The sequence below is a fragment of the Nocardiopsis sp. NPDC058789 genome, assembly GCF_042745575.1.
GTDB classification, from domain to species: domain Bacteria; phylum Actinomycetota; class Actinomycetes; order Streptosporangiales; family Streptosporangiaceae; genus Nocardiopsis; species Nocardiopsis eucommiae.
In genome coordinates, this window is record NZ_JBHYOW010000007.1 from 224,965 (window position 1) to 243,906 (window position 18,942).

Below are 18,942 nucleotides of genomic sequence, written 5' to 3' on the forward strand. Positions count from 1 at the left end.
GGCGGGGCCCTCCCTCGTCGTTCACGGCCCCCGCACCCGCCGTCTCCGGCGGGTGCGGGGGCGCCGCATAGAGTTCGGGTGCGGACGCTCCGGGCACGACGGACCCGGGGGCCACGAGCGGAAGGGCACCCGTGACCACCATCCAGTCCCCCCACGATCCGGAGAAGCTGCGGGACCTCGCCGTCGCTGTCGCGGCCGAGGCCGGAGAGCTCGCGGCCAAGGGGCAGGAGGGCATCACCGTCCTGGACACCAAGTCCAGCCCCACCGACGTCGTCACCGAGATGGACCGCGCCACCGAGGACCTGGTCCGGGACCGGTTGCTCGAGGCCCGACCGCAGGACGCGGTCCTCGGTGAGGAGGGCGGAGGAGTAGAGGGGACCAGCGGCGTGCGCTGGGTCGTCGACCCCATCGACGGCACCGTCAACTACCTGTACGGGAGCCCGGACTGGGGCGTCGCCGTCGCGGCGGAGATCGACGGCGTGGTCGTCGCCGCCGCCGTCCACCTCCCCGTGCACGGGCAGATGTTCGACGCCGTCCTGGGCGGCGGGTCCCGGCTCGACGGCCGCGAGCTGCGTGCCCCCGAGGCGGTTCCGCTGGACCGGGCGCTGGTCGCCACGGGCTTCGGCTACCTCCCCGAACGCCGCCTCCAGCAGGCCAGGGTGCTCACCGAGGTGATCCCGCACATCCGCGACATCCGCCGGGTCGGCTCCGCGGCGGTCGACATCACCGGCCTGGCCACCGGGCGCTACAACGCCTACTACGAACGCGGACTCCACCTGTGGGACTGGGCCGCGCCCGGGCTGGTCGCGAGCGAGGCCGGTCTGCGTGTGGGCGGAGCGCACGGGGGGCCGCCCAGCAACGACCTGGTGATCGCCGCCCGCCCCGGCCTCTACGAGCGGCTGGACGCCCTCCTGGCGCCGCTCGGTGCCGACACCGACGGCTGACCCGGACACGGGAACGCCCCGGGTGCCGGTGGCATCCGGGGCGCGGGGGAGACGGGGTCGCGACCCCTCACGAGGAGGTGGCGCGCCCCGCCCCGACGTAGCCTGCCCCGGCCCCGTCGGGGGCGGGGGCGACGTCCGCCGCTCCGTTCAGGAGTGGGCGTCGACGCCGTTGCGGGCCGCGATGCGGTAGAGATCCTCCAGCTCCGACGCATGGGTGTCGGCGAGGAACTCGTCCCCGGCGTCCCTCGCCGATTCGAGCGACCGGTAGGTCTCGTTGATACGGACCTTGATCTCCGCCATGAACTCGCCCATTGCACCTCTTCCAGGGGTAGGCACCGGGGCAGGGTGGTGCCCCGGCGTAATCCGTATGCGCACGCCTGCGCGTGCGCACGAATCGAAGACGTCACGACCCTGTGACATGCGTGCCCGTCGCGGTCCGGGGCGGTGCCCGGTGTCCACGCGCGCGTCTCCTACCTCTACCGCACTGTGATCCAGGTCAAACCCCCACCCCCCGCGTGTGACGGATCCGTGATTCCCCGGCGGACGAGGGGACGTTTCCGTAAGATGGAAGTGCGCTCCTCGGGCGGGGCGCGGCGGCGGACGTCCGAGAGCGGCCGCGGGCCCGCGCCGCTCCCGGTCAAGCCGCGACAAAGAGTGTCACAAGACACATTTCCCGAGCAGGCCTTGTGCTTACTTGTTTCTTATTCTTGATGTGTCAGATTTGAGATGTGCGGGGTTGAGCCGTCGCCGACGGTTGGGGGATTCGCCGGCGGCGGCCGCCCCGTGCACAGCAGGGGGAGCCGCGAGGCTCCCGGCCCAGCGCCCGTGCCACACGGGGGCGAGGGGACCGAGGAAACCCGAGGGTTTACCGTCTCCTTACCTCCACTGTGAAAGAACGGTTGACGCGGCCGGGACCAAGAACGCCGCTGCCGGTGTGTTGGGGGATGCGCCGGCAGCGGCCCCCTTTTTGTTTCCCGACACCGAAGCTCCAGAAGGACTACCTTGCGCGTACTCGTGGTCGAAGACGAACGGGTCCTGGCCGACGCCGTCGCGGTCGGACTGCGAAGGGAGTCCATGGCCGTGGACGTCGTCTACGACGGCGACACCGCCCTGGAGTACACCTCGGTCAACGACTACGACGTGGTCGTCCTGGACCGTGACCTCCCCGGCACGCACGGAGACGACGTCGCGCGCTCCCTGGTCACCGACAGCTACAACGGCCGCATTCTGATGCTGACCGCCTCCGACGGTGTCGAGGACAAGGTCGAGGGGCTCACCCTCGGAGCCGACGACTACCTGGCCAAACCCTTCGCCTTCGCCGAACTCATCGCCCGCGTGCACGCGCTGGGACGGCGCTCCGCGCCCCCGCTGCCGCCGGTGCTGGAGCGGGGCGGCATCAGCCTGGACCCGGCCAACCACCTGGTGCACCGCGACGGCCGGGAGGTCTCGCTCACCCCCAAGGAGTTCGCCGTCCTCCAGGTGCTCATGCGCGCCCAGGGAACCGTGGTCAGCGCCGAAGGCCTGCTGGAGAAGGCCTGGGACGAGAACGCCGACCCGTTCACCAACGTCGTGCGGGTCACCGTCATGACCCTGCGCAAGAAACTCGGTGACCCACCCGTCATCCAGACCGTCCCGGGGGCGGGGTACCGGTTGTGAGACCGGGGGAGCGGCCGGAACCCGGACAGGTCGAACCCACGCGTCCCGGAGACACCGGGACCTGGCGCAGCCTGAACTCCGTCGCCCCGAGCGGGGACGGCGCCGAACGCTCCTCCGCTCACACGACCGTGCACGCCACGGTCCACCGCTTCACCGACAACCTCAGCCTGCGCGCCCGCCTCACACTCATCTACGGGATGCTGTTCTTCGCGGCGGGCTCCCTGCTGGTCCTGGTCAACTACCTGGTCGTCGCGGTCCTGCTCAACGCGCTCCTGGCCGAGGAGAGCCCGGCGGAGCTGATCGAGAACAGCCACTACATCGAGCAGGTCCTCACCCACGTCACCCGGTTCTCCCTGCTCGCCCTGTTCCTCGTGGGCCTGCTCGCCGTGGCCCTGGGATACGCCGTGGCGGGCCGCGCGCTCTCCCCCCTCCAGAAGATCACCCGCATCGCCCGCAGGCTCTCCGAACGCTCCCTGCACGAGCGCATCGCCCTGTCCGGGCCCGACGACGAGATCCGCGAGCTCGCGGACACCTTCGACGGCATGCTGGAACGCCTCGACCGGGCCTTCGACGGGCAGCGCCGGTTCGTCGCCAACGCCTCCCACGAGCTGCGTACGCCCCTGGCGATCAACCGCACCCTCCTGGAGGTGGCGCTGAGCGCCCCGGACGTCTCACCGGACCTCAAGACCGTCGGACAGACCCTCCTGGAGACCAACGCCCGACACGAACGCCTCATCGACGGCCTGCTGTTCCTCGCCAAGAGCGACCGCGAGCTGGAGTCCAAGGCCAGGGTCGACCTGAGCGAGGTCGCCGGGACCGTCCTCAGCCAGCTCTCCGGCTCCATCGACGAGTCAGGGCTCTCGCTGCGCCAGGACCTGCGCCCCGCCCCGGTGGTCGGGGACCCCGTGCTGCTGGAACGCCTCGTGGCCAACCTGGTCGAGAACGCCCTCAAGTACAACGTCGACGAAGGCGAGATCACGGTCCGCAGCGGCATGTACGAGGGGATGCCCGCCGTCCAGGTGGAGAACTCGGGCAAGGTCATCCCCGCCTACGAGATCGAGGGCCTGTTCGAACCCTTCCGTCGCGGTTCCGGCGACCGGGTGGGTTCGGGGCGCAGCGCCGGTCTGGGCCTGTCCATCGTCCGTTCGGTGGTACGCGCGCACGCGGGCGTGGTGACCGCGTGGCCGCGCGCGGGCGGCGGTCTGGTCGTCACGGTGTGCCTGCCCGTGCCTTCGGGTAACGGGACGGAGAACACCGAACGTCGCTAGGGGTGGGGGCCAAGCTGCGTACCGCTGCGCTTCGTGGTATCTATACGTGTCCGAAGACACGCCCACCCCTGTCACGAGTGTCGACCTGCGGTGGGTATGCTTCCCCGGGCGTGGACACGGAGGGAATCCCTCCTGACGTGGGCATGTCTGGGTTTTCGCCCGTACTCGGGGGAGTGCTCCAGGCTGGTCCGGCATGTGGGCGCAAGCGTGTTTTCGGGTCTACGAGACACCCGGTGTCGGGTAGTACCGCAGGGAACGACCCGTGAGGGGCCACTCAACCTTGGCCGCCTCCGGTCACGATCCCGTCGAAGTGCTGCTGACCTGTGGACTGTGACCCGGGAGGGGGCACGGTCGGACGACACCGGAAAACTCGTCGGCCGATTCGGGCACAACTAAGGTCTCTCAAGCGTTACACCCGCGCGACGAGGCACTAAACGAGGGGGATGGAGTTAGCAGAGATGGCGACCGACTACGACAGCCCGCGCAAGACTGACGAGGACATCAACGAGGACAGCCTCCAGGAGCTGCAGGCGCGGCGCGTGGACAAGGGCACCGGTACCATCGACGTCGACCCCGACGAGGTGGCCGAGGGCATGGAACTGCCGGGCGCCGACCTGTCCGGCGAGGAGCTCGCCGTGCGCGTGCTTCCCCGTCAGGCCGACGAGTTCACCTGCTCGCGCTGCTTCCTGGTGCACCACCGCAGTCAGCTCGCAGAGCAGCGCGCCGGTCAGCTGGTCTGCAAGGAGTGCGCCTGACACTGACGGCGACGGTTCCTGGAACGACACTCCACGGTATCCGAGGACGCTGAGGAGTACGGGCCCAGGACCGCTCGACCGTCGGACGGTGGCTCGCAGAACGACGGTGGACGGCCGACCGCACGTGGGTTGGACCCATGTGGTGGGCCGTCCACCGTCGTCGCGAGATGCCCGGCCGGGCGGGGCTCAGACCTCCAGGTCCCGCCCGCCGGAGCCCACCATCTGCTTGCGGGCGGCGCGGACGGCCAGCACTCTGGCCACCTCGACGCCCACACCCGCCACCACGGCCCAGCTGAGGGCACGCCCGAGGCTGACGTCCGGGGACTCCAGGTCCGTGGGCGGCTCCTCACCGGTGGCGCGCGTCCACGCGAAGGTCAGGGCCTTGCGTGTGACGAACTCGGCCGCGAAACCCGCGACCATGCCGATGATGACCGGCGCGACCTCACCGTCCTTCTTTGCCATGTGAATCGTTCACCGTTCCCTAGTGCGTACGATGGTGCGCGCGGACGCGCGACGTCCGCTGGGGGAATCCTTTCACGCTGGGCCCTCCCGCCGCAGCGGTGGCCACCGCCGCGGCCGTCCCGTCGTCCCTGCCAGGGACGGGAAAGCGGGAGCGACCAGGGCGCGCGGAGGGCTAATATTGCCCGCATGACCAACCGCTCTCATTCCTTCCGCATGCCCGACAAGCCTTCGCTGGACGGTATCGAGGCGAAGTGGGTGGACGTATGGGATGAGTCCGGCGTCTACCACTTCGACCGGACCCGCGGCCGCGAGGACGTCTACTCGATCGACACGCCGCCGCCCACGGTCTCGGGTTCGCTGCACATCGGGCACGTGTTCTCCTACACGCACACCGACACCGTCGCGCGCTTCCAGCGGATGAACGGCAAGGCCGTCTTCTACCCGATGGGCTGGGACGACAACGGCCTGCCCACCGAACGCCGCGTGCAGAACTACTACGGTGTCCGCTGTGACCCCTCGGTCCCCTACGACCCGGACTTCCAGCCGCCGCAGAAGCCCGACCCCAAGCGGCAGATCCCCATCTCCCGCCGCAACTTCATCGAACTGTGCGACATCCTCACGGTCGAGGACGAGAAGGTCTTCGAGGCCATCTGGCGCCGTCTGGGCCTGAGCGTCGACTGGCGGCACACCTACGCCACCATCGACGACAACTCCCGTGCCGCCGCCCAGCGCGCCTTCCTGCGCAACCTGGCCCGGGGTGAGGCCTACATGTCGGAGGCGCCCACCCTGTGGGACGTCACCTTCCGCACGGCCGTCGCCCAGGCGGAGCTGGAGGACCGCGAGCGTCCCAGCGCCTACCACAAGGTCGCCTTCCACAAGCCGGACGGCACCCCGGTCCACATCGAGACCACCCGCCCCGAGCTGCTGGCCGCCTGTGTCGCCCTGGTCGCCCACCCCGACGACGAGCGGTACGCGGACCTGTTCGGCACCACCGTGACCACCCCGGTCTTCGGGGTCGAGGTCCCGGTGCGGGCGCACCACCTCGCCGACCCCGAGAAGGGGTCCGGCATCGCGATGATCTGCACCTTCGGTGACACCACCGACGTCACCTGGTGGCGCGAGCTCCAGCTGGAGACCCGTCCCATCATCGGCTGGGACGGCCGCGTCATCGCGGACCCGCCCAAGGGCATCGAGTCCGACGCCGCACGCGAGGCCTACGCCAGGCTCGCCGGGGCCACGGTCCACACCGCGCGCGAGCGCACCGTCGAACTGCTCAGGGAGAGCGGCGACCTCGTCGGAGACCCCAAGCCCATCACCCACCCGGTCAAGTTCTACGAGAAGGGCGACAAGCCCCTCGAGATCGTCACCACCCGCCAGTGGTACATCCGCAACGGAGGCCGGGACGAGGAGGTGCGCGCCCAGCTGATCGAGCGCGGCCGTGAGCTCACCTGGCACCCCGAGCACATGCGCCAGCGCTACGAGAACTGGGTCGAGGGCCTCAACGGCGACTGGCTGATCAGCCGCCAGCGCTTCTTCGGCGTCCCGTTCCCGGTCTGGTATCCGCTGGACGCGGACGGCAACCCGGACTACGACGCTCCGCTGCTGCCCTCCGAGGACCAGCTGCCCGTCGACCCCAGCTCCCAGACGCCCGCCGGGTACACCGAGGAGCAGCGCGGTCGGGCCAACGGGTTCATGGGCGACCCGGACGTCATGGACACCTGGGCGACCTCCTCGCTCTCCCCGCAGATCGCCTCCGGCTGGGAACGCGACCAGGACCTGTTCGAGCGGGTCTTCCCGATGGACTTCCGCCCGCAGGGCCAGGACATCATCCGCACCTGGCTGTTCTCCACCGTGGTCCGCGCCCACTTCGAGAACGGCAGCCTGCCCTGGAACACCACCGGCATCTCCGGCTGGATCCTGGACCCGGACCGCAAGAAGATGTCCAAGTCCAAGGGCAACGTCGTCACCCCGGTGGCCCTCCTGGAGAAGTACAGCTCCGACGCGGTCCGGTACTGGGCGGCCAGCGGTCGCCTGGGCACCGACACCGCCCTGGACGAGGGCCAGATGAAGGTCGGCCGCCGACTCTCCATCAAGATCCTCAACGCCAGCAAGTTCGTCATGTCGGTCGCCGGTGAGCACGCCACCACCGACCCGGCCCAGGTCACCGAACCCCTGGACCGGGCCATGCTGGCCGCGCTGGCCGACGTGGTGGAGGAGGCCACGACGGCCTTCCGCTCCTACGACCACACCCGGGCCCTGGAGCGGACCGAACGCTTCTTCTGGGACTTCTGCGACGACTACCTGGAGCTCGTCAAGACCCGCGCCTACGACACCGGGTCCACCGAGGGTGCCTCCGCCCGCGCCGCTCTGCTCATCGCCCTGGGTGCCCTGCACCGACTGTTCGCCCCCTTCGTCCCCTTCGTCACCGACGAGGTCTGGAGCTGGTGGCAGGAGGGCTCGGTGCACGCCCAGAGCTGGCCCGACGCCGCCGAGTACCGCGACGCGGCCGCCGGTGGCGACCCGGCCGTCCTGGCCGCCACCGCCGAGGTGCTGCGCGCGGTCCGCAAGGCCAAGTCGGAGGCCAAGCTGTCGATGCGCGCCGAGGTCGACCTCGTCCGCGTCTCCGGCAAGCAGGCGGAGTCCGCCCGCGCTGCCTCCGGCGACATCGCCGCCGCCGGTCGCGCGGCCGGGATCGACTTCGAGACCACCGACGACGGTGAGCTCAGCGTCGAGGTGACCCTGGCCGAGACCACCGAGTAGCCGACACCGGTGACGACACCCCGGGGCGGGTCCGAACACGATTCGGGCCCGCCCCCGTCGTTCCGGCACGCTGGACACCAAGGCAGAGCCCCGGGAGCGATAGGCTCGGCGAATGTGAGTACCTCATCCCTGGAAGCCGGTCCGTTGACCATCGCGGTCCGTCGCCTGGACCCCGGCCTCCCGCTGCCCACGTACGCCCACCCGGGTGACGCGGGCGCGGACCTGTACGCCGCCGTCGACGTCCGGCTCGACCCCGGACACCGCGCCACCGTCCCCACCGGTCTGGCCATCGCCCTGCCCGACGGCTTCGCGGCCTTCGTGCACCCCAGGTCCGGGCTGGCCGCCCGCCACGGGGTCACGGTCGTCAACGCCCCGGGAACCGTCGACGCCGGGTACCGGGGGGAGATCAGGGTGACCCTGCTCAACACCGACACCGACACCCCGGTCACGATCGCGCGCGGCGACCGGATCGCGCAGATGGTGATCCAGCGCGTGGAGCGGGCGGAGTTCGTCGAGGCGGACGCGCTCCCCGACTCGGTGCGCGGTGCGGGTGGTTTCGGTTCGACCGGGGGCCACGCCGCGCAGCGGTGAACGTCCCCTGACTCCCCGGTGTGATCCCGGGACCTACGGAAGAAGCGGAGAGGTGAAGGCGTGTTTGGACGCCGCCGCAAGAAGCGGGACAAAGAGACCGAGAGAGCTGCGGAGACGGAGGCCCAGCCGCAGCGGCGGGGCGCCGCGGGCGCGGTCTCCTTCGACAACGAGATCGAGCCGGTGCGCGCCTCCGAGCAGCCCGCCAAGGACGCCGACCAGTACCGGCGGACCGGGCCGTGGGACTCCACCGAGGACGCCCCCGAGGCTGATCGGATGGACCTGGGCAGCATGCTCCTGCCGATGGAGCAGGGCACCGAGATCCAGGTGAACGTCGCCCAGGACAAGCAGAACAAGCAGAAGATCATCGGGGTCACCCTGGTGCGCGGCAAGACCGCGCTCCAGGTGCAGCCCTTCGCCGCGCCGAAGTCGTCCGGGCTGTGGGACGAGATGCGTGAGGAGCTGCGCGAGCAGGTCACCAAGCAGGGCGGCAAGGCGGAGGACCACGACGGCACCTTCGGTCCCGAGCTCCAGGCGGTCATCCCCATCAAGGGGAAGAAGACCGAGGACGGCAGGCAGCTCGGCCAGCGGGTGCGCTTCATCGGTGTGGACGGTCCGCGCTGGGTGCTGCGCGGCGTGATCCGGGGCGAGGGCGCCAGCAAGCCCGAGGTGATGTCCGAGATCGAGCAGGTCTTCGCCAACATCGTGGTGGTGCGCGGCGAGCAGCCGGTGCCGCCGAACGAGCTGTTGCAGATCACGGTGCCCAAGAAGATCCAGGCGCAGATGGCGGCCGCCGCGCAGCAGCGGTCCGCCCAGCAGGCGGCCCAGCACGGCAACGCGGGCAGTTCCCCCAACGGATCGGCGAGCGGACCGCCCACCGGTTCCTGAGTCCTCGCGCGATCGGCCTGTGGACAACCGTGTCCGGGGGTGCGCCGTTCCGTAGTGTGGGCCGTATGGCTCAGACAACGAAGAACAGCGCTCCCCGGCCGCTTCCCGAGGACTGGGGACGGGCGTTGGCGGTGGTGGCCCACCCGGACGACCTGGAGTTCGGTGTCTCCTCGGCGATCCACCGGTGGACCGTGCGCGGCAAGGAGGTCGTCGAGCTGCTGGTGACCCAGGGCGAGGCCGGTATCGACTCCCTGGACCCGGCGGCCTGCGCGCCCCTGCGGATGGCCGAGCAGCGTGCCTCGGCGGCGGCCGTCGGCGCGTCCACCGTGGAGTTCCTGGACTTCCCGGACGGCACGCTGGAGTACGGTCTGCCGTTGCGCCGGGCCCTGGCCGGGGCGATCCGCAGGCACCGGCCCGACGTGATCATCTCCCTCAACTTCCGTGAGCACTTCGCCGGGGGAAGCGGGTTCAACCACGCCGACCACCGGGTGCTGGGCCCCGCCCTGCTGGACGCGGTCCGCGACGCCGACAACCGGTGGGTGTTCACCGAGCAGCTCGCGGAGGGACTGGAGCCCTGGCGGGGCGTGCGGTTCGTGGCCTTCGGCGCCGCCCCGGAGGCCACCCACTTCGTCGAACTGGGCGAGGACGATCTGGCCGCCGGAATCGCCTCCCTGGACGCGCACGAGGTGTACCTGGCCAACCTGGACGGCTTCGACCAGCGCACCTTCCTGAGAGAGGGCGCCGTGCGCTCCGGTGCGTGGGCCGGGGTACCGCTGGCCACCTCGTTCGAGGTCTTCGAGACCTGACCCGGGCTGACGCGCCCCCGCTGAGACCGCACCGTCCGGGAACCCGTGTTCGCCGGACCCGGACCCGGATCCGGGCGCGGTCTGCTGGACGCGTCGGTGCTTCGCGGACTCGTGGTGGCCCGGCGAGGGGACCCGGCGCGGGACCACCCCGGACCTGGCGATACGGTGCGGCCAGGCGAGGCGCCCGGTCGACACCGGGGCCTGACCGGCGCGGCTCGTCGCCCCCCCCGCCGCGATGACATCCCCGGGCCCGTCAGGGCCACACATGGAGAAGGGTCGGACATGACCGATGGCAGTACGGCGGGCCGGCGTGGGCGCCGGACCGTTCGCGTCCTGGTGTGGACGCTGGCCGTGTGCACCACACTGGTGCTGGCGGCCGCCACGGCCTTCGTCGTCTGGGCCCTCAACCCCTACCGGGCCGAGCCGGAACCCCTGGCCCTGGCCGAGCGTGACCCGGCCGTCGTCGTCGAGCGCGGCTCCGACGGCGTCCTGATCACCCCCGCCGAGCACCCCTCGGGAACGGGGGTCGTCTTCTACCCCGGCGCCCGGGTGGAGGCCGACGCGTACGCGGCCTCCTGGGCACCGGTGGTGGCCAGGACCAGGGTCACGGTGATCGTGCCGGACCTGCGCCTCAACCTGGCCCTGCTCGACTCCGCCCGTGGCGAGTCGGTGGTCGGCGCCGCCCCGGAGGTCTCCGAGTGGTACCTGGGCGGGCACTCCATGGGCGGGGCCTTCGCCGCGCAGCACGTCGGCTCCGGCGACGGCGACGTCCCGTGGGCGGGGCTGGTGCTGTGGGCCTCCTACGCCCCCGAGGGCGCCGACCTGGCCGACCGCGACGACCTCGCCGTGCTGTCGGTGGCCGGGGGACGGGACGGGATCCTGTCCCCGTCGGAGGTCGCGGAGCGCAGACCCCACCTGCCCGGTGACGCCGACGCGGAGGTGATCGAGGGTATGAACCACGCCCAGTTCGGCGCCTACGGGGCGCAGTCCGGGGACGCGGAACCGGAGCTGACCGACGCACAGGCGCACGAGGCCCTGGCCGAGGTCACCGCCGCCTTCCTCCTGAGGGACTGAGCCCCGGGGCGTTCACGCGGCCGGGCCCGGGTCCACGGGGTCGGTGATCCGGCCGGTGAACAGGACCGCGCCCCGGCGGCGCAGCACGAAGACGAAGGGCTGGTCCACGACGAACTCCCGGGGAGGCGGCGGGACCGCGGCCGACATCAGCATGACGGCGGCGGTCGCCGCGGCCCCCTCGGCGCCCTTCTCGTCCACACGCAGCACCGCCTGGTGCACGATGGCGTCGACCTTCAGGGGCTCCTCGCTGATACCGCCGAAGTCGGCGCGGTCCGTGGCCAGGGTGCGCACGTGAGCGGGGGTGGCGGCCAGCGGTTCGAGCAGTGCGGCGTCCGTTTGGACCTCGAAGCGCGGCAGCGCCAGGCTCACCCGCTCCTGTCGGCGCGCCCGGTACAGTCCGCGCAGGACCTGCGGCGTGAGCGACGGTGTCGGTGCGTGCGCGGCCCCGGGGGAGTCGGGGACGATCACGTCCAGGGCCAGGCCGTGCTCGCCCTCCAGGGTGACCATCCGCAGTCCGCCGTGCTCGGAGTGGACCAGGGATCCCGTGCGCCGCATGGTCGGAACCCGGTGGGTGCGGTCCGGGGCGTGGAAGTCGCGGTCCCGCGTGTCGGAGGGATCGAAGGGCTCCGCCCACAGCAGCTTCACCCACAGGGCGTTGACGAGGAGCATACGGACGTCGGGGTGGACGGTTCCGGGGGCGAGCAGCTCGGGGACCAGCCCCCGCGTGACCTCGGAGACCCGGCCGTTGACCCGGGCGCGCACCCCCTCCGCGTCACCACGGAAGTCGACCCGGTCCACCTCCGCGTCGGACTGGGCCGCGACCCGCTCCTCGAACTCGGCGCGCAGCGCGAGGTCGGCCGGGACGTACAGGCCGTTGAGCGTGGCCAGGTCCAGCCCGTCGGCGGCCTCGACGGCGGTGTTCAGCGTCTCCAGGTGCCCCCGGGGATCGCCGCCGTCCGGGGCGACCAGGTCCACCAGCTCCTTGAGGGTGTCGCCGCCCGCGCCGGTGGCCAGCAGGCCGAGCACGGCGCCGACCGAGTACGGGGACCACACGTGTGAGCTCCCCTCCTCGACCAGTTCGGGGTCGAGCGCGAGGGCGAAGCGGAGGTGCTCCTCGTCGGGTGCTTCCTGCCGGGTGGTCATCGGGACGACTCCTCACGAGAGCGGGTGGGCCGCCAGCGTACGGAAGGACGCCGCCCCGGGGCCAGCCACCGTGGTGAGAAGGGGCACGCCGCATCACCTGACAAAGGAGGGCAAGACCGGACCCAGAGGGTGGTCGGTCGGCCGGAACGCCGCTCCCCGGCTGTGACGGGTCGCATAGGGTGGTGCATCATGGCTGGCGGCCGAACAGGCCGCACGGCGACACCGGAGCGGAGCGGGATGACTGAGCAGCAGCGGGCCTCCGAGGAGGCGGCCCAGGCCGACGAGGCGGGGGAGAAGCCCGCCGTCACCGAGCGAACGGTCGAGGCGCTGGTCCGGACCAAGCTCGCCGAGGCCCTGGGCGGAAAGCGCGGCATGGTCGAGACGGCCATCCCCACTCTGACCTTCACGATCTCCTACATCGTGAGCGAGGACCTGCGGCTGTCGATCATCCTGGGGGTCGGGGCGGCCCTGCTCCTGGGCGTGCTCCGGCTCGTGCGGCGCTCCTCGTTGCAGTACGTGTTCACCAGCCTCTTCGGCATCGGCCTGGCGGCGGTCTTCGCGATGCGCAGCGGGAACGCCGAGGACGCCTTCCTGCCCGGGATCATCTACAACGCGGTCTACGCCGTGGTGCTGAGCCTGTCGGTCCTGGTCCGCTGGCCGGTGATCGGCCTCATGATCGGCCCGTTCATCGGGAACAAGGAGGACTTCACCTCCTGGCGCAACGACCCGGCCGTGGTCACGCTCGCCTCCCGGCTGACCTGGCTGCTGGTGCTGCCCTGCGTCATCCGGGTGCTGGTCCAGTACCCGCTCTGGCTGGCCGAGACCAACGACTGGGCCAACACCTTCGCCCTGCTGGGTCTGTCCAAGGTGGCCATGGGCTGGCCGCTCCAGGTGGCGGCCTTCGCGGGCATGGTGTGGGTCCTGGCGCGCGGACGCACCCCCCTGGAGCGGGCCGAGGCCGCCGACACCCCCGAGGACCGCTGAGGGGACCCGCGAAGGACACCCGCCGCGACCGGGCTCAGGCCTCGGGCGCGGTCTCCTCGGTGTCCTCCACCCGCTCCAGCAGCTCCTCCAGGGGGCCCAGCGCCTCCGGTTCGGCCAGGAACACCACCGTGTTGCCCACGGAGAGGGTCCGCTCCGGCGCGGGCGGTCGCACCCCGCCCGGACCCACCACGGCGACCAGGGCCACGCCGTCGGGCAGTTCGGCGGTGAGGTCGCTCTCGGGCCGGTCCGCGAAGGGGCTCGCCGCGTGCAGCACCGACTCCGCGATCTCGGCGCCGGGCAGCGGGGGTCGGGTGCCCTCCTCCGCGTAGTCCTCCTCGTCGGTCACTCCCTCGACCAGGTCCGCGATCAGACGCGGCGGGGAGACCGCCAGGTCCACCCCCCAGGAGTCGTTGAAGAGCCACTCGTAGGCCGGGTCGTTGATCCGGGCGATGACCTGGTCGACCGCGAACTCGGTCTTGGCCAGCAGGGAGAAGACGAGGTTCACCTTGTCGTCGCTGCTGGCCGCGATGACCACGTCGAAGTCGCCCAGCCGGGCGTCCTCCAGGGTGGCCAGTTCACAGGCGTCGGCCAGCAGCCACTCCACCTGGGGGAGGTCGTCCACGCCGATGGCCCGGGTGTCCCGGTCGATCAGCAGGACGTCGTGGCCGTTGCCCGCCAGCTCCGTGGCGATGGAGCGGCCCACGCTCCCGGCTCCCGCGATGGCGATCCGCATCTCACTCACGCCCCGTCTCGTCCTCGCGCCGTCCGCCCAACCGCTGGGTCAGGTCGGCCATGTCCCGGCTGTGCCCCACCACGTGCAGCACGTCGCCCTCCGCGATGGTCTCCTCGGAACGGGCCAGGGCGATGCGCCCCCGCCGGACCAGGTAGACCACCCGCAGGCGGAAGTCGTCCTCCAGTTCGGTGACGCTCCGTCCCACCCAGCGCTCCGGCGGGGTGAGTTCGTTCATGGTCAGGCTGCCCGAGGCGTCCTGCCACTCGGGTGCCGCGCCGGGCCGGTCGTCCCCGGGCACCACGCGGCGGAGGATGGCGTCGGCCGTCCAGCGCACGGTCGCCACCGTCGGGATGCCCAGACGCTGGTAGACCTCCGCGCGGCGGGGGTCGTAGATCCGGGCCACGACGTTGCCGACCCCGAAGGCCTCGCGGGCCACCCGGGCCGCGATGATGTTGGAGTTGTCGCCGTTGCTGACGGCCGCGAAGGCCTCCGCCCGGTCGATACCGGCGCTGAGCAGGACCTCCCGGTCGTGGCCCGCGCCGCGTACCGCGTGTTTGGCCACGGAGGAACGGAGCCGACGGAACGCCTCGGGGTCCTGGTCGATCACCGCCACCGAGTGGCCCAGGTCCACCAGGGTGTGTGCCAGCGTGGACCCCACGCGGCCGCACCCCATGATCACGATGTGCACCTCGTCCGCACTCCCGTCGGTTGGTCGTCCGCCCCCGGGGCACGGACAGACCCACGCGCCCCGACGGTTCCACCTTGGCACACGAGGACCCCGTCCGCGTGTCCACCCCGCCCCCGCCGTGTCCGCACCAGCGCGTGTGGTGCCCCGGGGCCGGTAGATTGGGGTCGGTTGGTGGCTGTGCGCGCAGGGTCACCCGTAACACGACCCGACCAGCGAAGGACACAGCCATGACCCGTGTGGGCAACGAGATCGAACTGACAGTGGACGACGTCGCCCACGGCGGATGGTGTGTGGGCCGCCTTGACGACCAGGTCGTCTTCGTCCGCCACGCCCTGCCGGGCGAGCGCGTGCGGGTCCGCGTCACCGAGCAGACCACGCGCTTCCTGCGCGGCGAGGCCATCGAGGTCCTCACGGCCTCCCCGGACCGGGTCGAGGCGCCCTGCGTGTTCTCCGGCCCCGGCATGTGCGGCGGCTGCGACTGGCAGCACGCCACACTGGAGTCCCAGCGCCGGATGAAGGCCAAGGTCGTGTCCGACCAGCTGAGCCGGATCGCCGGGATCGACCTCGACGTGGAGGTCGAGGAGCTGCCCGGAACCCCGGACGGTCTGGGCTGGCGCACCCGCGTGCGGTTCTCGGTGGACGAGGACGGCCACGCCGGTCTGCGCCGCCACCGCTCCCACGACATCGAGCCGGTCGACCGGTGCCTGATCGCCCACCCCGGCGTCAGCGAGCTCGGCGTCACCGAGGTCAAGTGGGAGGGCGTCAAGGACGTCGAGGCGGTCGCCTCCGCCACCCGCGCCGACCGTGCCGTCGTGGTCACCCCGACCACCGCCAAGCTCGGCGTGCTGCCCGAACTCAAGGCCTCCAGCGCTGTGCTCCGCCGGTTCAGGGGCGGCCGGGTGCAGTCGGTGCGCGGCCGCAAGGGCGTGCGCGAGGACGTGGCCGGACGTGAGTACCGGGTGGGGGCCGGGGGTTTCTGGCAGGTCCACCCCGCCGCCGCGGAGACCCTGAGCGCCGCCGTCCTGGACGGTCTGGAGCCGCGTGAGGGCGAGACCGCCCTGGACCTGTACTGCGGCGCGGGCCTGTTCACCGGTGCCCTCGCCGACGCCGTCGGCGTCGAGGGCCGTGTGATGGGCGTGGAGAACGGCGAGCACGCCGTCCGCGACGCCCAGTACAACCTCAAGGACCTCCCGCAAGTACGGATCCAGCGCCACGACGTGGCCAAGCAGATGCGTGAGTGGGCCGACGTGCGCGCCGACGTCGTGGCGCTGGACCCGCCGCGCGCGGGCGCCGGTGCCGAGGTCGTGCGCAAGGTGGCGGGTATGAAGCCGCGCCGCATCGCCTACGTCTCCTGCGACCCGGCCACCCTGGCCCGCGACCTCGCGGAGTTCGACCGTTCCGGCTACCGCCTGGTGGGGCTGCGCGCCTTCGACGCCTTCCCGATGACCCACCACGTGGAGTGCCTGGCCGTGCTGGAGCCGGTGAAGCTGGCCCGCCGTCACCGCGAGGCCGAGCAGGCCTAGGTTCCCTCGCCCGGGTCGGCCAGCCGACCCCGGCGCACCCGGTTCGTCGTCCCGCGAGGAACCGGACCGGACCCGCACGTGGGGCCCGGGACCACTGTGGTCCCGGGCCCCACGTCGTGCGGGGGCCGCCCGCGCGCCGGACGGGACGCGCGGGCGGTTGGTGTCACAGGTCGGAGCACTGCCCCGCGACGGATCCCGTGACGTCGTTGGCCGCGCCGAAGTCGGTGGCGGCCAGGTTGTTGCCGGAGCAGGCGACGGAGCCGCGCACGGTGTTCCCGGCCAGGACCGGGCCGTAGCCCCGCGCGTCACCGGACCAGGTGGCGGCGGGCACCTGGGTGTTGTCGTTCAGCGCCAGCGAGCCCGTCAGGGACGAACCCAGGAGCGTCACCTCGGAGGTGGTCCCGGTGATCGACACCGCGCCGCTCACCTGGATGCCGGAGAGCCGGACGGTGTCGGCGCCCGAGGCGGACAGGCCGCCCGTCAGGGAACCGCCCTCGACCACCAGTGAGGCGCCGTCGGCCACTGTGACCCCGCCGCGCACGTCGGCGCCGTCGAGGCAGACCACGCCCGCGTCGACCCGCAGGCCGCCGTTGACCGCGCCGCTCACGGTCTCGGTGCACTCCAGCTCCGTGCCGGGGACGACCGTCGCCGTGAAGGACTCGGGGGAGCCGATGTTGCCCGCCGAGTCGATCGCCCGGTGCTCCACGGTGTGGGTGCCCCAACCGGGCTTGTGGGAATTGACCTCGAACACGGCCATGGAGAGGCCGCCGCTGCCGAGGCTCCCGTAGACCAGGTCATCGACGTTGGTCCCGTCCGGGGTGAACCGGAACGGCGCCTCGGAGTCCTCCGGCCAGCCGTAGTAGTGGTGCCAGCCGTCGCCGTCCACCCGGAACTCACCGACCACGTGGCCGTCGCCGTCGTCCTCGGGGGACAGGCGCATCGAGAACTCGTTGAGGTACAGGTGGTGCCCGCCGTCCGCGACCGTGGCGGCGGCCTCGGAGAGCTCGCGGGGCGCGCTCGGGTCGGTGGCGTCGACGGCCCACGTGAGGGTCTGGGAACCCGGCCCCTCGGGGTCGGTCACCGTCGCCGTCAGTACGTGGTCTCCGGTGCCGAGGCCGAGCTCGCCCAGGTCGAGGGTGCGGCCGTCGGTCGAGGTGGACACGGCGGACCCGTCCAGCTCCCAGGCGACCTCCATGATCCGGTCGGTGGGCCGGGTGGTCTCCGCGTAGACGACCTCGGTGGCGCCCACGGCGCGCTCGGTGTCGCGGTACCGGGTGAAACCGGCCTCGACGGACACGTCCTCCTGGGGGTCGCCCACGGTCCAGGTGCGCGTCTGGGTGAGGGCGGCGGAGTCGCGGATGGCGGGGTCACGGACGAACTCCGTGGGGTCCTGCACCCGGACGCTCACCTCGGTCCCGGGGGCCAGGTCGAGCCCGGCCAGCTCCAGGCCCCGTGCGCCTGAGGCGTCGGCCAACTCCTCGCCGTCCACCGTCCAGGTGTAGTGCAGCTCGTGGTGGACGGGGTGCGGGCCCTCGACCCACACCGCGTCCTCGGCGCCCACCTCGCCCTCGGGGGTGGACGAGACCGGCAGGGTGGCCCGGTCCCGCAGCCCCGAGATCCGCTGGGTCATCACCTCGCGCCCGACCTGGTCGAAGTAGTAGCCGAGGGTCTTGAGCATGGAGTGGTTGCTGGGGCGCCAGACGCCCTCGGAGTGGTAGAGACCGCCCTCGTGCCCGTCGGGGTCGGCCGCGCTGATGGTGCCGCCGGACTCGCTCTCCTCACCGAGCCAGCGCCACCACTTGGCCTCCTCTTCGAGCATCTGCTCGGAGGTCATCAGGGAGTGGTGCGCGGAGGTGGGTTCGGCACCCGTGTAGCGGCCCAGGCTGGTGTCCCGGAAGTAGTAGGGGTACTCGTCCTGGAGCGCCCCCAGCGAGTGCGCCAGCTCGTGCGGGCTGATCAGCGCGGAGAGGGCGTTGCCGGACGAGGCGGTGGCCAGGCGCCCGCCCGCGCCCCCGTAGGTCCCGCTGTTGGCCAGGGCCAGGATCTGGCGGTTGTTCGCGGGCACACCGGGCACCATGTCGGCGGCGGCGTTGGCGGCCGACGAGTCGACGGTGAGCAGGCGCTCCAGGGCCGACTCGTCGCAGCCGTTGAAGAAGCCCATGCCCAGCGCGGTGTCGCGCCGTTCCCACCCGTGGGCGGGGTCGCAGTCCACCCCGGACTCCGCCGAGGGGGTCTCCACGAGGTAGACGTTGAAGTAGTTGCGGTAGGAGCGGAACGGTTCGATGCTCCACTGCACGTTGAGGTGCTGGTCCACCTGCTCACGGAAGAGGGGCATCTCCTCCTCCGTGTAGCCGTCGCCCAGCAGGACCAGGTTGAAGCGTTCGGAGGGGTCGCCGGTGACCTGGAGGGGCACCACGGAGGCTCCGTCCAGGGGAGCGGCCTCGGCGGGGGCGGCGGTGCCGTCGAGCACGGCGGCCGTGGCCAGCAGGGACAGGGCGGCCAGGGCCGCCGCGGATCTGCGCAAGGGGTTTCCTTAGTCAGGGGATGAGGGGGATGTTGCCGGGAAGCGTACTGACGTTCGCACGCCGCCTACCAGGGCAAGGACCATAAGCACTTCGATAACCCCAGGACACGCGGACGGCGGGTGGCGCCCCGTTTCGGGACGCCACC

At 71.7% G+C, this 18,942-nt stretch carries 17 protein-coding genes; 11 read left to right on the plus strand and 6 right to left on the minus strand.

Translation table 11 applies throughout. The features are described 5' to 3' along the window. Positions 1 to 131: 131 nt before the first annotated feature. Positions 132 to 944 carry an inositol monophosphatase family protein gene (locus tag ACFW3L_RS12515; RefSeq protein WP_378739477.1) on the plus strand — a complete coding sequence of 271 codons (813 nt, stop codon included), beginning with the start codon at positions 132 to 134 and terminating at the stop codon, positions 942 to 944. 147 nt (positions 945 to 1,091) lie between these two features. On the opposite strand, the gene ACFW3L_RS12520 is transcribed toward ACFW3L_RS12515, so the two are convergent. Beyond that, on the minus strand, positions 1,092 to 1,256 hold the full coding sequence (locus ACFW3L_RS12520; RefSeq protein ID WP_378739480.1) for a hypothetical protein: 165 nt from the start codon (positions 1,254 to 1,256) through the stop codon (positions 1,092 to 1,094). 690 nt (positions 1,257 to 1,946) lie between these two features. On the opposite strand from ACFW3L_RS12520, the gene ACFW3L_RS12525 reads away from it, so the two are divergent. The 3 genes from ACFW3L_RS12525 (at position 1,947) to ACFW3L_RS12535 (ending at position 4,623) form a co-directional block, all read left to right on the plus strand. Further along, positions 1,947 to 2,600 (plus strand): response regulator transcription factor, encoded by a 654-nt coding sequence (locus tag ACFW3L_RS12525; RefSeq protein WP_378739483.1) that lies wholly within the window; start codon positions 1,947 to 1,949, stop codon positions 2,598 to 2,600. Next, positions 2,597 to 3,868, plus strand: coding sequence for a sensor histidine kinase (locus tag ACFW3L_RS12530; RefSeq protein WP_378739485.1), 1,272 nt, complete (start codon positions 2,597 to 2,599; stop codon positions 3,866 to 3,868). Before ACFW3L_RS12525 ends, ACFW3L_RS12530 begins: the two co-directional genes overlap by 4 nt. Positions 3,869 to 4,326: 458 nt before the next feature. Beyond that, positions 4,327 to 4,623, plus strand: a complete 297-nt coding sequence (locus ACFW3L_RS12535) for a DUF4193 domain-containing protein (protein WP_013153901.1) — start codon at positions 4,327 to 4,329, stop codon at positions 4,621 to 4,623. Between the two features lie 186 nt (positions 4,624 to 4,809). Here the strand turns inward: ACFW3L_RS12535 and ACFW3L_RS12540 are convergent, their stop codons facing one another. Continuing rightward, positions 4,810 to 5,085: a DUF4235 domain-containing protein gene (locus ACFW3L_RS12540; protein WP_378739488.1), complete on the minus strand. Its 276-nt coding sequence runs from the start codon at positions 5,083 to 5,085 to the stop codon at positions 4,810 to 4,812. Between the two features lie 186 nt (positions 5,086 to 5,271). Between ACFW3L_RS12540 and valS the strand changes: the two genes are divergently transcribed. The 5 genes from valS (at position 5,272) to ACFW3L_RS12565 (ending at position 11,201) form a co-directional block, all read left to right on the plus strand. Next, on the plus strand, positions 5,272 to 7,845 hold the full coding sequence (gene valS / locus ACFW3L_RS12545; RefSeq protein ID WP_378739491.1) for a valine--tRNA ligase: 2,574 nt from the start codon (positions 5,272 to 5,274) through the stop codon (positions 7,843 to 7,845). 114 nt (positions 7,846 to 7,959) lie between these two features. Then, entirely contained in the window at positions 7,960 to 8,436 is a 477-nt protein-coding gene (dut, locus tag ACFW3L_RS12550) for a dUTP diphosphatase (protein ID WP_378739494.1), read from the plus strand. A 60-nt stretch (positions 8,437 to 8,496) separates the two neighbouring features. Then, positions 8,497 to 9,321, plus strand: coding sequence for a DUF3710 domain-containing protein (locus ACFW3L_RS12555; protein WP_378739497.1), 825 nt, complete (start codon positions 8,497 to 8,499; stop codon positions 9,319 to 9,321). Positions 9,322 to 9,386: 65 nt separating this feature from the next. Continuing rightward, on the plus strand, positions 9,387 to 10,127 hold the full coding sequence (locus tag ACFW3L_RS12560) for a PIG-L deacetylase family protein (RefSeq protein ID WP_378739500.1): 741 nt from the start codon (positions 9,387 to 9,389) through the stop codon (positions 10,125 to 10,127). A gap of 282 nt (positions 10,128 to 10,409) precedes the next feature. Then, positions 10,410 to 11,201: an alpha/beta hydrolase gene (locus ACFW3L_RS12565; protein ID WP_378739502.1), complete on the plus strand. Its 792-nt coding sequence runs from the start codon at positions 10,410 to 10,412 to the stop codon at positions 11,199 to 11,201. Positions 11,202 to 11,213: 12 nt separating this feature from the next. Here ACFW3L_RS12565 and ACFW3L_RS12570 read toward each other — a convergent pair whose 3' ends face one another. Continuing rightward, complete coding sequence (locus ACFW3L_RS12570) at positions 11,214 to 12,344, minus strand: serpin family protein (protein ID WP_378739504.1); 1,131 nt, start codon at positions 12,342 to 12,344, stop codon at positions 11,214 to 11,216. A gap of 237 nt (positions 12,345 to 12,581) precedes the next feature. On the opposite strand from ACFW3L_RS12570, the gene ACFW3L_RS12575 reads away from it, so the two are divergent. Further along, entirely contained in the window at positions 12,582 to 13,328 is a 747-nt protein-coding gene (locus ACFW3L_RS12575; protein WP_378739506.1) for a DUF3159 domain-containing protein, read from the plus strand. 34 nt (positions 13,329 to 13,362) lie between these two features. Here the strand turns inward: ACFW3L_RS12575 and ACFW3L_RS12580 are convergent, their stop codons facing one another. After that, positions 13,363 to 14,061 (minus strand): potassium channel family protein, encoded by a 699-nt coding sequence (locus tag ACFW3L_RS12580; RefSeq protein ID WP_378739771.1) that lies wholly within the window; start codon positions 14,059 to 14,061, stop codon positions 13,363 to 13,365. Position 14,062: 1 nt separating this feature from the next. After that, positions 14,063 to 14,749 (minus strand): potassium channel family protein, encoded by a 687-nt coding sequence (locus ACFW3L_RS12585; protein WP_378739508.1) that lies wholly within the window; start codon positions 14,747 to 14,749, stop codon positions 14,063 to 14,065. A 227-nt stretch (positions 14,750 to 14,976) separates the two neighbouring features. On the opposite strand from ACFW3L_RS12585, the gene ACFW3L_RS12590 reads away from it, so the two are divergent. Further along, positions 14,977 to 16,272, plus strand: coding sequence for a class I SAM-dependent RNA methyltransferase (locus tag ACFW3L_RS12590; protein WP_378739509.1), 1,296 nt, complete (start codon positions 14,977 to 14,979; stop codon positions 16,270 to 16,272). Between the two features lie 163 nt (positions 16,273 to 16,435). Here ACFW3L_RS12590 and ACFW3L_RS12595 read toward each other — a convergent pair whose 3' ends face one another. Then, complete coding sequence (locus ACFW3L_RS12595; RefSeq protein WP_378739511.1) at positions 16,436 to 18,796, minus strand: M64 family metallopeptidase; 2,361 nt, start codon at positions 18,794 to 18,796, stop codon at positions 16,436 to 16,438. Positions 18,797 to 18,942: the final 146 nt, after the last annotated feature.